A 14,935-nucleotide genomic window follows, 5' to 3' on the forward strand; every position below is an offset into this window, starting at 1 on the left:
TCAGATGACTAAGTCTCAGATCCTTTCTCAAGCTTCAAGCTCGATTCTTGCTCAAGCGAAGCAAGCACCGAACTCGGCACTTAGCCTACTAGGTTAATCGATTGAAAGGCCACGTTGACTATATGTTGATCACCGTCGTTAACGTTAGGCCTCCACAAATTAGCTCGTGGTGAGAGATGAGCGCTAAACAGACCCAGCTTCGGCTGGGTTTTTTATTGCCTGCGATTTGGCGAAGGTATATTTGGAAAAGTGCAATGTTGGTAAGCAGAAGCAAAAACGAGATTCCCTCGCTTACTACATCGAAGCAGTCTTTCGTCATCCCAGAATCGAGTAGAACGAGATATCAGGGATCTCTTTTGGCTTTTATATTCAATACCATGCTCATTAATCTAAGCAAACAGGGAACTTTAGCGAATGTCGCTCTATTAATTGAAGCCCGATCACACTTTTCTTTGTTGTTGAAAAGAATACGAAAAAAAGCACATTTTTTATTAAAGCTTCTACTTAAGGGGCCGTTAAAGGGATTGAGAGAAATGATATGTACCAATGTAAGGTGAGAGAGACACTGGTGCATAAACAAAATTGACATGTATTTGTGTGAGGTGAGAGTCACATAAGTGCATTAAAAAATGCCTAAAGGAGATCAACTATGGCGATTAATGTAAGCACTAATGTGTCTGCAATGACGGCTCAGCGCTACCTAAATAGCGCGGCTGAAGGTACTCAAAAATCAATGGAGCGTTTGTCTTCTGGCTATAAAATCAATAGCGCAAAAGATGATGCTGCAGGCCTACAAATCTCTAACCGCTTAACGTCGCAAAGCCGTGGCCTAGATATGGCTGTGAAAAACGCGAATGACGGTATCTCTATTGCACAGACAGCTGAAGGTGCAATGAATGAGTCAACCAACATTCTGCAACGTATGCGTGACCTTTCTCTTCAATCTTCAAATGGTTCAAACAGCAAATCTGAACGTGTTGCGATCCAAGAAGAAGTTTCTGCTCTAAACACTGAACTTAACCGTATCGCTGAAACGACCTCTTTTGGTGGTAACAAGCTTCTTAACGGTACTTACGGTAGCCAATCTTTCCAAATCGGTGCTGATTCTGGTGAAGCAGTAATGCTAACGATGAACAACATGCGTACCGACACTCAAGACATGGGTGGCAAAAGCTACGGTGTTACTGAAGGTAAAGATGCTTCATGGCGTGTTGCTGCAGGTTCTGATCTGACTATCAAATACAACGATAAGTTTGGTGAAGCACAAGAGTTGTCTATTTCTGCGAAGGAAGGCAACGATATGGAAGAGCTAGCAACTTACATCAACGGTCAAAGCCAAGACGTTAAAGCGTCTGTTGGTGAAGGCGGCAAACTGCAACTTTTCGCTTCAAGCCAAAAAGTTGATGGTGATGTTGAGTTCGGCGGCAGCCTTGCTGGTGAACTGGGTATTGGTGCAGCTAAAGACGTGACTGTTAACGATATCGATGTAACTTCTGTTGCTGGTGCAAACGAAGCGGTATCTATCATTGATGGCGCACTAAAATCTGTTGATAGTAACCGTGCTTCTCTTGGTGCTTTCCAAAACCGTTTTGACCACGCAATCAGTAACTTAGATAACATCAACGAAAACGTTAATGCATCTAAGAGCCGTATCAAAGATACTGATTACGCGAAAGAAACGACAGCAATGACGAAGTCTCAAATCCTACAACAGGCGAGTACTTCTATCCTAGCTCAAGCAAAACAATCACCATCAGCAGCTCTAAGCTTATTGGGCTAAACTTACCTCGGTAAGTAGCGGTAAACTCTACTTCGGGTAGAGTTTTACTGTATGGCTCACAAAGGAGGGAGGGAGACTGTTATGGAAATACCATCCAACGCATCGAACATCCAGCCTTATGGCTCACCTAATGGCATTAAATTTGCAAGCGATGAAGGTAGTAGTGCGTCGAGTGTTTCTCGACTGAAAGAAGCAACATCCTATGGCAAGGTAGAGAAATCGAAAGAAGAGGCTACCGAAGCGGCAATTCAATTGGCTCAAGTTAGACAAGAGCTGAATGATGAGGAGCGAGTCAAGATGGTAGAGAAGGTGAACGAGTTCATTTCTTCTCTAAATAAAGGTGTTGCCTTTAAAGTCGATGAAGAATCGGGGAGAGATGTGGTTACCATTTATGAGACCACAACTGGCGATATTATTCGTCAGATTCCTGATGAAGAAATGCTTGAAATTCTAAGACGCCTAGCAGCCCAAAACTCAAATAGTCGAATATTTGAGGTGAAGGTTTAAGTCGTATTATTGAGGTGGTTTAATGAGTTTTGGCCCAATGGGGATTTCGTCTGGCATGGATATCAATTCCATGGTCAGCAAAATTGTTGATTCTGAGCGTGTGCCTAAACAGCAACGAATCGACAATGAACGAACGCGAATCGACACCAGCATTAGTGCCTATGGAAGACTCAGAGAATCTCTCGATTCGATGAAAAACCTGATGACAAACTTTCGTCAGGAGAAAGCTTTCGCTGTGAGAACAGTCGAAAGTACCGATGAAGGTCTGGTTTCTGCAACAGCGACTACCGAAGCGATCGCTGGCAAATATGCCGTCGATGTGTTGCAGCTTGCCCAAAGCCATAAAGTGGCTTCTGATGTATTGTCAGAAGACATGAAATTTGGTCCAGGCAAGCTGCAGATTTCATTAGGTGATCAGAGCTTTGGCGTACAAGTTAGCGACAGATCGAAACTGATCGAGGTTGTTCGCGGAATTAACGGCGCAGATAAAAACCCAGGCGTTCGCGCTTCCATCATTAATGATGTAGAAGGCCCGCGACTTATCGTTGCTTCCAATCAGTCTGGTTCTGATCAACAGATCAATATCAATGTAGAGTCCGACTCTGCAAATCCCTTAAAAAAACTCGAATACAGAACGCTTGAAGAGCGTGTTAAATCGCTAGAGAAAGCTCGCCTTGCGGCTCAAGAGCTCCTTGCGCTAACACCGGCAGGGCAAGCGGTCGAACTTATCGATGACGCAATCACTAACGATGATCCAAATGCGAGTGAAACACTCGATGAAAACGGAAACATCATTCCGGCAACTCAAACAGATTCTTCAGCCGCTGACGAAGGCTCCCAAAGCCTGAGCTACGGCGAACAAGCCGCAGCTGACGGTCAAGCTGCCCTAGACGCTGCCCAAGCTGCAAAGTCGGTCATGCCTGAAGACAATATTCCAGGTTGGAGTGAGACGGCCTCTGGTACGCTCCTAGACTCTTATTACTCACCTGAACTTGAGCTTGATGAAAAAGCGATAGAGAAAGCACCCGATGTGCCGGGTTGGTCAAATGCAGCATCAGGTACCTTGACGGACTCATACGTCACACCAAAAGAAGCACAGCAGAAATTAGAAGCCGAACAAGCGCGTATCGAAGAGAAAATCGCTCAAGAAAAAACTGAGCTGGCTGAAAAAGTAGAAAAAGGCGAATTGACCGCTGAACAAGCTAAAACCATCGAACGCTCTAAGCTATCGCCAGAAGAGCGTGAGCAATTGGAAAAAGTCGACAAAGTACAAGCCGATCTGGCTCAAGCACAGCAATCGTTTGATACTTATAGCGGCATGACGGAAGTTCAAGCTGGCCAAGATTCAATGGTGGTTTTGGACGGCGTAGCTCAGCTTTCTAGTAACAACAATGTGATTGAAGATGCCGTTGAAGGTATCGATATTACGGTTAAAGGAAAAACCCCGAAAGATAAGCCGCCGGCAGAAATCGGTGTTGAGTACGACCGTAATAGTGTACGCCAAGATATCGAATCCTTTGTGAGCTCTTATAACCAGTTCTACCAAGTGTCGAAAGACCTAGCGGGTGTTGATCCAACAACAGGCCAAAAGGGCCCACTCTCTGGTGACAGTACGGTACGTAATGCAGACTCTAGACTGAAAGGCGTTTTCTCGTCGAGCATTGAGGGCGCGCCAGATAACCTCAAATCATTGACTGAGTTTGGTATCACGACCACAAGGCAAGGCTCGTTAGAAATCAACTACGACATGCTTGATCGTCAACTCAACAACAACTTCGATAAGTTGGGTGAGTTTTTTGGTGGTAACAATGGTTTCGCCAAAAAAGTGGAAGATGCGATTCAAGGCATCACCGGTATTACGGGGTCTATTCGTACGCGGGAAAAGAGCTTGGTCGAACAGAATTATCGCTTGGTTGATGATCAAAGCGCGCTTGATCGCCGCATGGATAGCTTACAAAACCGCACGCACTCCAAGTTTACCGCGATGCAAGATGCGACCAGCAAAATGCAATCTCAGCTGGGCAGTATGATGAATGCGTTGGGCTAATCGATGAATAGCCAGCTTCAAGAGCTTTGTGAACTAGATCAATTAATTATCTCTAAGCTCGAATTTAGTGAAATTAATGCTGAAGAAATAACGCAGCTTGTCGATAACAGAGAACAGTTATTGCAAAACGTGCTTCAATTCATCGACTCACACCCCGACGTTAAGCAAAGTTCTGAATGGTTTGAAGCCATTACCAGAACCAGAAAATTGGTCGAATTGATGCAGTCTGAGACGAGTCGAGTAGGTAAGACCCTACACAAGTACCGTCACGGCGCTAAATCAGTTCAACAATACAAAAAGTTTTTATAGAAGAGGTTTACTATGCGCGGTTCTTTACAGGCATATAAAAAGGTATCAGTGGATAGTCAGCTAACAGCTGCCTCACCCCATAAGATTGTACAAATGTTGATGGCGGGTGCAATTGAACGCTTGATTCAAGGCAAAGCGGCAATGCAAGCAGGCAACATTCCGGTGAAAGGTGAGCGTCTTGGTAAGGCTCTAGATATCATTATTAGCCTACGTAGTTGCCTTTCTATGGCCGATGGTGGTGATATTGCGAAAAACCTAGATCAACTTTATGAGTTCATGATCACGCAAATTTCTGCGGCAAATCACAAAAATGACCCACAGCCAATTGATGATGTTATCGATATTATCCGCGAAATTAAGAGCGCTTGGGACCAAATTCCGAACGAATATCACAACTTGACGTCTGCTGACGTAGGTATTTAAAGAAAAACAATCCTTTCAACTAACGACACTTACGTTAATTGGTTGGTTGCCTTATTTTTTTAATCAAATAAAATAGAAGCCATTAGATAGCCTAATGGCTTTTTTCGTTGCTGATTTCCTTAATTTGTCCACGTAAAACATAATCATTGATATATTCTTCTGTTTTATAGATTACGTTGCTCACCGTTTTTCCGCATCGCACCAAAATAAAGGCAATAATTCCTACTTATGCATGGTTTGGCAAAACTGCTTGTCGTCGATGATAATGCTCAAGATCGTCACAATTTAAGCACAATATTAGAGTTTGTAGGAGAGAGCTGCGAAGTAATCAGCTCGGAACAAGCACGTAAAGTGGAGTGGTCACTACAGTGGTCAGGCTGCATTATTGGCTCAATTAAAGGTAAAGGCTTCAACGCTTTACTCAATGAAAAGCTCGTTCACGCAAATCACATCCCATTGCTTGTTATTGGCAAGCATAATCATTCGGTCGATGAACTTCCCAACTTTGTTGGTGAATTAGAGCTGCCCCTTAACTACCCTCAATTAAGTGATGCATTAAGACACTGTAAAGACTTCTTAGGTCGTAAAGGTGTTCAAGTCGTCTCTTCAGCACGTAAGAACACACTGTTTCGTAGCCTCGTTGGGCAAAGTGCTGGCATTCAAGAAGTTCGCCACTTAATTGAACAAGTTTCTTCAACGGACGCGAACGTACTGATTCTTGGTGAATCGGGCACGGGCAAAGAAGTGGTAGCGCGTAATATTCACTACCATTCTAAGCGTCGTAGCGGGCCTTTCGTACCTGTGAACTGTGGCGCGATTCCGCCAGACTTATTGGAAAGTGAGCTGTTTGGTCATGAGAAAGGCGCGTTTACCGGTGCGATCACTGCACGTAAAGGCCGCTTTGAATTGGCTGAAGGCGGTACTCTGTTTCTTGATGAAATTGGCGATATGCCAATGGCAATGCAAGTTAAGCTACTGCGTGTATTACAAGAGCGATGCTTTGAACGCGTAGGTGGTAACAACACGATTCAAGTTGATGTTCGCGTGATCGCGGCAACACACCGCAATCTTGAAGACATGATCGACGACGATTCTTTCCGTGAAGATCTGTATTACCGACTGAATGTGTTCCCGATTGAAATGCCGGCTCTACAAGACCGTAAAGAAGATGTGCCTCTTTTACTGCAAGAGTTGATGACGAGAATGGAAGCAGAAGGCAGCATGCCTATTTGTTTCACGCCTCGTGCGATTAACTCATTAATGGAGCATGAATGGCCTGGCAACGTTCGTGAGCTAGCAAACCTAGTTGAGCGTATGGTTATCCTCTATCCAAACAGTTTGGTCGACGTTAATCACCTGCCAACAAAATATCGATACAGTGATATTCCTGAATTCCAACCAGAATTTAATAGCTTTGTATCAGAAGAAGAGCAAGAGCGTGATGCATTAGCTGACCTGTTCTCAGAAGATTTCAGTTTTGACCAACAAGACGAACTTGCTGATAACGCCAATGCGCCTCAAGAGTTGCCTCCTGAAGGGGTAAACTTGAAAGAGCTTCTCGCGGATATGGAAGTGAACATGATCAATCAAGCCTTGGAAGCTCAGGGTGGAATCGTTGCTCGTGCTGCTGATATGCTTGGAATGCGCAGAACAACTCTGGTTGAAAAAATGCGTAAGTATAATCTACAGCGCTAGAGATCAGATTCGCGTTAAGCGATATCAAATTAAGACGGATGTTGAGTTAAAACGTCGTTTTGATTGAGAGAATAGAGAGGACATAGTCGAGTTGTTGCTTGCTTAACTATGTGATAAATATAGCAAATAGCCTGACGCGTGTTTTACGTGTCAGGCTGTTTTAGTATTTGAGGCAAATTTTTGACATGCACGGATCTAACGAATCAGAAAATCAGTCACACCTAGATTCAGTTGAACAGCAGGTTGAGCGCTACAAGCAAGTGCTTGATGTGATGCCAGCAGGTGTCATCTTGTTAGATACTCATGGTGAAGTAAGAGAAGCGAACCCAGAAGCGCACCGAATTTTAGGTGTGGAGCTGGTGGGTGAGAAGTGGTTTTCGGTCATTCAAAGTGCCTTTGACCCAAAAGACGATGATGGACATGAGATCTCACTGAAGAACGGGCGTAAGGTTCGTTTGGCGATTTCAGCTTCTACCACGGGTCAGCTTATCTTGATTACCGACCTGACGGAAACTCGTCTTCTACAGTCTCGCGTGAGTGATCTTCAGCGTTTGTCGTCGTTAGGTCGAATGGTGGCCTCGTTGGCGCATCAGGTGCGCACGCCGCTTTCTAGCGCGATGCTGTATGCATCAAACCTTGCCGCGCCAAACTTACCGCCGGCAACAAAGACACGTTTTCAATCTAAGCTTATGGATAGATTGCATGACTTAGAGAAGCAAGTGAATGACATGCTGTTGTTTGCCAAAGGCGGCGACAACAAGGTTGTGAAGCCGTTTACCGTCGCTGAACTGATCACTGAATTTCACCCAATGGTGGAAGCGGCATTAAAATCGAACCAGATTGATTATTGCCAGGAAGTGGAAGGCGAAGAGACTCAGATGTTTGGCAATGCTAATGCGATAGCTTCTGCTCTGAGCAACCTAGTTTTGAACGCAGTGCAAATTGCTGGCAAGGAATCGCAGATTGATGTGTTCTTTAGGCCCGTAAACGGCGAGCTTAAGATATCAGTACAAGACAGTGGCCCCGGCGTACCGAAAGAGCTTCAAGGTAAAATTATGGAACCCTTCTTTACCACTCGTTCGCAAGGTACAGGTTTGGGGCTAGCGGTTGTGCAAATGGTCTGTCGAGCGCATGAAGGCCGATTGGAATTAATATCAGAAGAAGGCGACGGCGCCTGTTTTACAATGTGTTTGCCGTTAGAGAGAAGCACTTCTTCTGAAAATGAATAAATTTTAACTGAATTTACACTGGAGAATTCTATGGCTCAAAGCAAAGTGTTAATCGTCGAAGATGATGAAGGTCTACGCGAAGCCCTTGTCGATACACTCGCGCTTGCTGGCTATGAATGGCTGGAAGCGGATTGTGCGGAAGATGCTCTGGTAAAATTGAAATCGAACTCCGTTGATATCGTTGTCTCTGATGTACAGATGGCAGGTATGGGCGGTTTAGCTCTGCTAAGAAACATCAAGCAGCATTGGCCAAACCTTCCGGTTTTATTGATGACGGCTTACGCCAACATTGAAGATGCGGTAGCGGCCATGAAAGAAGGCGCTATTGATTACATGGCAAAGCCATTTGCGCCTGAAGTTTTGCTCAATATGGTGAGCCGTTACGCTCCCGTGAAATCGGATGATAATGGCGATGCCATTGTTGCCGATGAGAAAAGCATCAAGCTAATGATGTTGGCCGACAAGGTGGCTAAAACCGATGCCAACGTGATAGTGCTAGGGCCAAGTGGTTCTGGTAAAGAGGTTATGTCTCGCTATATTCATAACGCTTCGAGCCGCAAAGACGGTCCGTTTGTTGCGATTAACTGCGCTGCGATTCCAGATAACATGTTGGAAGCGACCCTGTTTGGCTACGACAAAGGCGCATTTACTGGCGCTATTCAAGCTTGCCCGGGTAAATTTGAGCAAGCGCAGGGCGGTACTATTTTGTTGGATGAGATCAGTGAAATGGATCTTAGCCTACAAGCGAAATTGCTGCGTGTGTTGCAAGAGCGTGAAGTTGAACGTCTTGGCAGCCGCAAGAGCATCAAACTGGACGTCCGCGTTCTGGCAACCAGTAACCGCGATCTAAAACAGTATGTTTCTGAAGGGAATTTCCGTGAAGATTTATACTACCGACTGAATGTATTCCCAATTACTTGGCCAGCCCTGTGTGAACGTAAAGGCGATATTGAGCCGCTTGCGAAGCATTTGGTGGAGCGTCATTGCACCAAACTTGGAATGCCTGTTCCTGCTCTGTCTGAGCAAGCCATCAGTAAACTCGTCAATTATCCGTGGCCGGGTAATGTGCGTGAACTGGATAATGTTGTGCAGCGCGCGCTAATTCTGAGTGAGCAAGAAAATATTTCTGGTGAGCATATCTTACTTGAAGGTGTTGATTGGCAAGACGCTACAGGCCTACAACAAATTGTTGAAGGAAACAGTGTTGCAGCGCCTGAAATTAAGCCTATTGCTGAAGCGAATCCTATCAGTAAAGTTGTGGCAAGCAGTGAAGGGCTTGGAAATGAACTTCGAGATCAAGAGTATGCGATTATTCTTGAAACACTGATTGCTTGTAATGGTCGACGCAAAGATATGGCCGAAAAGTTAGGGATTAGTCCCCGTACGCTGCGTTATAAGTTGGCAAAAATGCGTGATGCTGGAATAGATATCCCAAACTGAGGTTAGATTAGTGGTGCCAGCTTTCTGACTGTTGTAGTACGATGTCTAGTCAAATTAATGTGTGGCACGCTAATTGCTTTGTCAATAATACAGCTAAATAGATAGTCATAATTTTGACTCCTGAGGTAGTAGATGAGAATAGATGGTTTACAAGGCGAAATGCAGGCAATGATGGTTGAAGCTGCTAGCGCGCGTCCTGCTGCAACGGGGCAAGCGGTTGGTGCAGACTTTGGCAACATGTTGACGCAAGCCATCAATAATGTGAACTCACTACAAAAGACCTCTGGCGATCTTCAAGCTCGCTTTGATAGCGGCGACCAGAGTGTGTCTCTATCCGATGTGATGATCGCTCGGAATAAATCTAGTGTGGCTTTTGAGGCGACGATCCAAATTAGAAATAAATTGGTCGAGTCGTACAAAGAGCTTATGAATATGCCGGTATAAGTTAGGTAGTTGAATAGTGGCAGAAAATAGTCAAACAACAGATTTAGCCGTAAGCGATAGCAACGACCACGCACTTATTGCCGGTTCAGAGCTAGACGGAGAAGGGCAAAATCCCGATCTAGGTGAACGCAGTTCATCGAAGTTCGATATGGCCGTAGGTGATCTTGATTTACTTCGTCAGGTCGTCTTAGTCCTTTCGATCTCTATCTGTGTTGCGCTTATTGTGATGCTGTTTTTCTGGGTAAAAGAGCCAGAAATGCGTCCATTAGGGGCTTATGAAACAGAAGAATTGATCCCAGTTCTTGATTACTTAGATCAACAGAAGATCGAGTATTCTCTTGATGGCAACACCATTTCAGTACCTGCTAGTGAGTACAACTCGCTGAAGCTTAATATGGTACGAGCGGGATTGAATCAAGAGAGAAACGCAGGTGATGACATCCTCATGCAAGACATGGGCTTTGGTGTATCACAACGCTTAGAACAAGAACGCCTTAAATTAAGTCGTGAAAGACAGCTTGCGAAAGCCATTGAACAGATGAAACAAGTGCGTAAAGCGCAGGTTTTACTGGCCTTGCCAAAGCAAAGTGTGTTTGTTCGACACAATCAGGAAGCGTCCGCTTCTGTATTCCTAACGGTGAAAACCGGTGCCAACCTAAAACAACAAGAAGTGGATTCTGTTGTCGATATGGTGGCCAGTGCCGTACCGGGGATGAAGACCTCGCGTATTACTGTGACCGACCAACACGGTCGACTTCTGAGTTCAGGCTCTCAAGACCCGATGTCTACGGCTCGTCGTAAAGAGCACGAATTAGAACGTAACCAAGAGCAAGCGTTGCGTGAGAAAATTGACTCTATTCTTATCCCTATTCTTGGTTTTGGTAACTACACCGCTCAGGTTGATATTCAACTCGACTTTAGCGCGGTAGAGCAAACAAGAAAGCGTTTTGACCCGAATACTCCAGCAACACGAAGTGAATACACGCTAGAAGATTACAACAACGGCAATACTGTGGCAGGTATTCCGGGTGCTTTGAGCAATCAACCACCTGCCGATGCTTCTATCCCTCAAGATGTTGCCCAGATGAAAGACGGTACTTTGACAGGGCAGGGCTCGGTTCACAAAGAAGCGACTCGAAACTTCGAGCTGGATACCACCATCAGCCATGAGCGTAAGCAGAGCGGCACTGTGAATCGCCAAACAGTTTCTGTCGCAATCAAAGATCGCCAGTCATTGAATCCAGATACAGGTGAAGTGGTACACACGCCAATCCCTGTTAGTGAAATTAATGCTATTCGTCAGGTTCTTATTGGTACCGTAGGTTTTGATGAGACTCGTGGTGACCTACTTAATGTATTGAGTATGCAGTTTGCGCCTCAAGTGACCGATATCGTAGCTGATGTACCTATTTGGGAACATCCAAACTTCAACGATTGGGTTCGTTGGTTTGCAAGTGCGTTGGTTATTATTGTGGTGGTGTTGGTTCTGGTTCGCCCAGCAATGAAGAAATTGCTTAACCCAGCCGCAGACAATGATGATCAGATGTATGGCCCTGATGGCATGCCAATCGGCGCCGATGGCGAAACCAGCCTAATTGGTGGCGATATTGAAGGTGGTGAGTTGTTCGAATTCGGTTCGAGTATTGATTTACCTAACCTTCATAAAGACGAAGATGTGCTGAAAGCAGTACGTGCTCTTGTAGCGAATGAACCAGAGCTAGCAGCTCAAGTAGTTAAGAATTGGATGGCAGATGGCTAACGAAATTGTTCCACAACAAGCTGAAGGCGGTGAAGTGCTTGATGTCGCTAATGTGGACATCGACTCTATATCGGGTGATGAACGCGCAGCGATCTTGTTATTGAGTCTCAATGAAGAAGACGCGGCCGGTATTATTCGTCACTTAGAGCCTAAGCAAGTGCAACGTGTGGGTAGTGCGATGGCGCGTGCCACGGACTTGTCACAAGAGAAAGTCGGCGCAGTGCACCGTGCTTTCTTAGATGATATTCAGAAGTACACCAATATCGGTATGGGCAGTGAAGACTTCATGCGTAACGCATTGGTGGCTGCTCTGGGTGAAGATAAGGCGAATAACCTTGTTGACCAGATCCTTCTGGGTACCGGTTCGAAAGGCTTGGATTCTCTTAAGTGGATGGATCCTCGTCAGGTGGCAAGTATCATCATCAACGAGCACCCTCAGATTCAAACCATTGTATTGTCTTACCTAGAAGCCGATCAGTCAGCCGAGATCTTGTCTCAGTTCCCTGAACGTGTACGTCTAGACTTAATGATGCGTATTGCTAACCTTGAAGAAGTTCAACCTTCGGCGCTTGCTGAACTGAACGAAATCATGGAGAAACAGTTTGCGGGTCAAGCTGGTGCTCAAGCAGCCAAAATTGGTGGCCTGAAAGCTGCGGCTGAAATCATGAACTACATGGATAACAACGTCGAAGGTGTCTTGATGGATCAAATCCGAGATCAAGACGAAGACATGGCAACTCAGATTCAAGATCTTATGTTTGTCTTTGAAAACCTTATCGAAGTTGATGACCAAGGCGTTCAACGATTGTTGCGTGATGTTCCACAAGATATTCTTCAGAAAGCACTTAAGGGTGCCGACGAAGGTCTACGTGAGAAGATCTTCAAGAACATGTCTAAACGTGCTGCAGATATGATGAGAGACGATATTGAGGCGATGCCGCCAGTGAAAGTCTCTGAAGTGGAAGCGGCTCAGAAAGAGATCTTGGGTATTGCGAGGAAAATGGCAGACAGTGGCGAGATTATGCTATCTGGCGGTGCCGACGAGTTCCTCTAAGACGAAATCTCAAAGCCCCACAGTGTTGGGGCTTTTCTTTATCCAATCTCGAAATCCCGATTATTTAAGTCTAACTCTCTGAATTTAAATAGTAGTTTGACTCACACATAGATAGGTACTGATATGTCAGGTGATAGAAAACGCGGCTTCCTTCGTCCCGATGAAGATAATACGGTTGCCCAGCCTCAAAAATGGGGGCTCCCTGATTACACTTCTGACGTGAGTAAAAATGCTAAAGAGACGGCGTTTAATTACGACCCTAGCTGGATGCCTACAGTTGAAGAAGCCATTGAAGATGAAGAGCTTGTTCTGACTGAAGAGCAGATTGAACTGATCAAGCAGGGTGCTTATCAGGAAGGCCTTCACCAAGGGCAAGAAGCTGGATTTAAGCAGGGCTACGAAAAAGGCAAAGAAGAAGGGTTTGTTGCAGGTCATACCGAAGGCAATGAAGCCGGTAAGCTTGAAGGTGTTACTGCTGGGCAAGAATACATTCAACAACAAGTCGCTGTTTTCATGGGGCTTGCTAACCAATTCGCACAGCCATTAGAGTTAATGAATGCTCAGGTAGAGAAGCAATTGGTCGACATGGTGTTAACCATGGTTAAAGAAGTTGTTCATGTGGAAGTTCAAACCAACCCGCAAATCATATTAGATACTGTGAAAGAATCGGTCGAGTCATTGCCGATCTCTGGCCACGCAATCACTTTAAAACTTAACCCTGAAGATGTCGCAATCATCCGTTCTGCACATGGCGAATCTGAGCTGGAATGTCGGAATTGGACTTTGGTTTCGGAGCCTGCACTCAACCGTGGTGATGTACAAATCGAAGCTGGTGAGTCGAGCGTTAACTACCGCATGGAAGATCGCGTGAAAAACGTGATTCAAAACTTCTGTGGCGCCAATCGTCATCAAGGTCATGAGTAATGCTTGAACTCGCGAATCGCCTAAGCCAATACAAAGTCGAAGGGCTGAAATCACGACCGATTGCCTCAGGTAAGTTGGTGCGTGTGGTCGGCTTAACGCTAGAGGCGACTGGCTGTAAAGCACCCATCGGCAGCTTGTGCTTGGTTGAAACCATGTCTGGTCAGATGGAAGCTGAAGTGGTTGGCTTCTCCGGTGATAATCTATTTTTGATGCCGAGTGAGCAAATCACGGGGATCTTACCGGGTGCACGTGTTACTCCTGTGACCTCTGAAAGCGGCATTCCTGTCGGGATGGAACTGCTTGGCCGTGTGATCGATGGTGTCGGTAACCCGCTTGATGGGCTAGGTCCAATCTATACCGAGCAACGCGCTTCATTTAACGCAGAACCCATCAACCCTTTAGCTCGTAAACCTATCTCTGAGCCGCTTGATGTCGGCTTGAAGGCCATCAATGGTTTGCTCACGGTGGGTAAAGGTCAACGTATTGGCCTGTTTGCGGGTTCCGGTGTTGGTAAATCGGTCACGCTTGGCATGATGACTCGAGGTACAACGGCGCAAGTGGTTGTCGTGGGTTTGATTGGTGAACGTGGACGCGAAGTAAAAGAATTTATTGAAGAGATCCTTGGCGAAGATGGTCGTAAACGTTCGGTTGTTGTCGCCGCTCCTGCGGATTCATCGCCATTAATGCGTTTGAAAGGCTGTCAGACTGCGTTGGCTGTTGCCGAGTATTTCCGAGACCAAGGCTTAGATGTTCTGCTGTTGATGGATTCACTGACCCGTTTTGCTCAAGCACAACGTGAGATTGCTCTGTCGGTTGGCGAGCCACCGGCTACTAAAGGTTATCCGCCATCGGTATTTGCCAAGCTTCCTGCGCTGGTGGAAAGGGCGGGTAACGGCAACGATGAACAAGGTTCGATCACCGCTTTCTTTACGGTTCTAACTGAAGGTGATGACTTACAAGATCCGATTGCCGATGCGTCGCGAGCGATTTTGGATGGACACATTGTATTGTCCCGCGAGATGGCCGATGCGGGTCATTACCCTGCAATTGATGTAGAGAAGTCGGTCAGTCGTGTTATGCCTCAAATCACCACTGAAGAGCATGTTTTGATGTCGAAAGCGGTGCGCCAAGTACTGTCTATCTGTCGTAAGAACCAAGACTTGGTGTCGATTGGTGCCTATAAACCGGGGACTGATCCTGCGATTGACAGTGCCTTCACCTTGAAACCGAGATTGGACGAGTATTTACAACAGAAAATGAAAGAAACGGTTCCCTATGACATGTGCGTAAACATGTTGAAGCATGTGTTAGGCGGCTAAGCTGT

14 protein-coding genes are annotated in these 14,935 nt (G+C 45.7%); all 14 read left to right on the forward strand.

The window, feature by feature from the left end; translation table 11 throughout:
* Window positions 1-97 (forward strand): flagellin (locus tag BCT49_RS17200; protein WP_253804769.1); only part of this gene is annotated, 97 nt, incomplete at its 5' end.
* A 552-nt stretch (window positions 98-649) separates the two neighbouring features.
* Entirely contained in the window at window positions 650-1,780 is a 1,131-nt protein-coding gene (locus tag BCT49_RS17210) for a flagellin (RefSeq protein ID WP_017104817.1), read from the forward strand.
* A gap of 81 nt (window positions 1,781-1,861) precedes the next feature.
* Window positions 1,862-2,287 (forward strand): flagellar protein FlaG, encoded by a 426-nt coding sequence (gene flaG, locus BCT49_RS17215; protein ID WP_102436935.1) that lies wholly within the window; start codon window positions 1,862-1,864, stop codon window positions 2,285-2,287.
* A gap of 22 nt (window positions 2,288-2,309) precedes the next feature.
* Complete coding sequence (fliD, locus tag BCT49_RS17220) at window positions 2,310-4,334, forward strand: flagellar filament capping protein FliD (RefSeq protein WP_102436937.1); 2,025 nt, start codon at window positions 2,310-2,312, stop codon at window positions 4,332-4,334.
* A 3-nt stretch (window positions 4,335-4,337) separates the two neighbouring features.
* Window positions 4,338-4,643: a flagellar protein FliT gene (locus tag BCT49_RS17225; RefSeq protein ID WP_102436939.1), complete on the forward strand. Its 306-nt coding sequence runs from the start codon at window positions 4,338-4,340 to the stop codon at window positions 4,641-4,643.
* 12 nt (window positions 4,644-4,655) lie between these two features.
* Entirely contained in the window at window positions 4,656-5,066 is a 411-nt protein-coding gene (fliS, locus tag BCT49_RS17230; RefSeq protein WP_017104821.1) for a flagellar export chaperone FliS, read from the forward strand.
* A 228-nt stretch (window positions 5,067-5,294) separates the two neighbouring features.
* Window positions 5,295-6,761, forward strand: a complete 1,467-nt coding sequence (locus tag BCT49_RS17235) for a sigma-54 dependent transcriptional regulator (RefSeq protein ID WP_102436941.1) — start codon at window positions 5,295-5,297, stop codon at window positions 6,759-6,761.
* Window positions 6,762-6,946: 185 nt separating this feature from the next.
* A complete protein-coding gene (locus BCT49_RS17240) occupies window positions 6,947-7,990 on the forward strand; it encodes a sensor histidine kinase (protein ID WP_102436943.1) in 1,044 nt (347 codons plus the stop codon).
* A 30-nt stretch (window positions 7,991-8,020) separates the two neighbouring features.
* Window positions 8,021-9,430: a sigma-54-dependent transcriptional regulator gene (locus BCT49_RS17245; protein ID WP_102436945.1), complete on the forward strand. Its 1,410-nt coding sequence runs from the start codon at window positions 8,021-8,023 to the stop codon at window positions 9,428-9,430.
* 132 nt (window positions 9,431-9,562) lie between these two features.
* A complete protein-coding gene (gene fliE / locus BCT49_RS17250; RefSeq protein ID WP_010439327.1) occupies window positions 9,563-9,874 on the forward strand; it encodes a flagellar hook-basal body complex protein FliE in 312 nt (103 codons plus the stop codon).
* 16 nt (window positions 9,875-9,890) lie between these two features.
* The gene (fliF, locus tag BCT49_RS17255; RefSeq protein ID WP_102436947.1) at window positions 9,891-11,633 is read left to right on the forward strand and encodes a flagellar basal-body MS-ring/collar protein FliF; all 1,743 of its coding nucleotides are present in this window, start codon (window positions 9,891-9,893) and stop codon (window positions 11,631-11,633) included.
* A complete protein-coding gene (gene fliG, locus BCT49_RS17260; RefSeq protein ID WP_102436949.1) occupies window positions 11,626-12,687 on the forward strand; it encodes a flagellar motor switch protein FliG in 1,062 nt (353 codons plus the stop codon). Before fliF ends, fliG begins: the two co-directional genes overlap by 8 nt.
* Before the next feature lie 123 nt (window positions 12,688-12,810).
* A complete protein-coding gene (gene fliH, locus BCT49_RS17265) occupies window positions 12,811-13,611 on the forward strand; it encodes a flagellar assembly protein FliH (protein ID WP_102436951.1) in 801 nt (266 codons plus the stop codon).
* Window positions 13,611-14,930: a flagellar protein export ATPase FliI gene (fliI, locus tag BCT49_RS17270; RefSeq protein ID WP_017073202.1), complete on the forward strand. Its 1,320-nt coding sequence runs from the start codon at window positions 13,611-13,613 to the stop codon at window positions 14,928-14,930. Before fliH ends, fliI begins: the two co-directional genes overlap by 1 nt.
* Window positions 14,931-14,935: the final 5 nt, after the last annotated feature.

The organism is Vibrio lentus (assembly GCF_002875945.1).
GTDB lineage: Bacteria > Pseudomonadota > Gammaproteobacteria > Enterobacterales > Vibrionaceae > Vibrio > Vibrio apostichopi.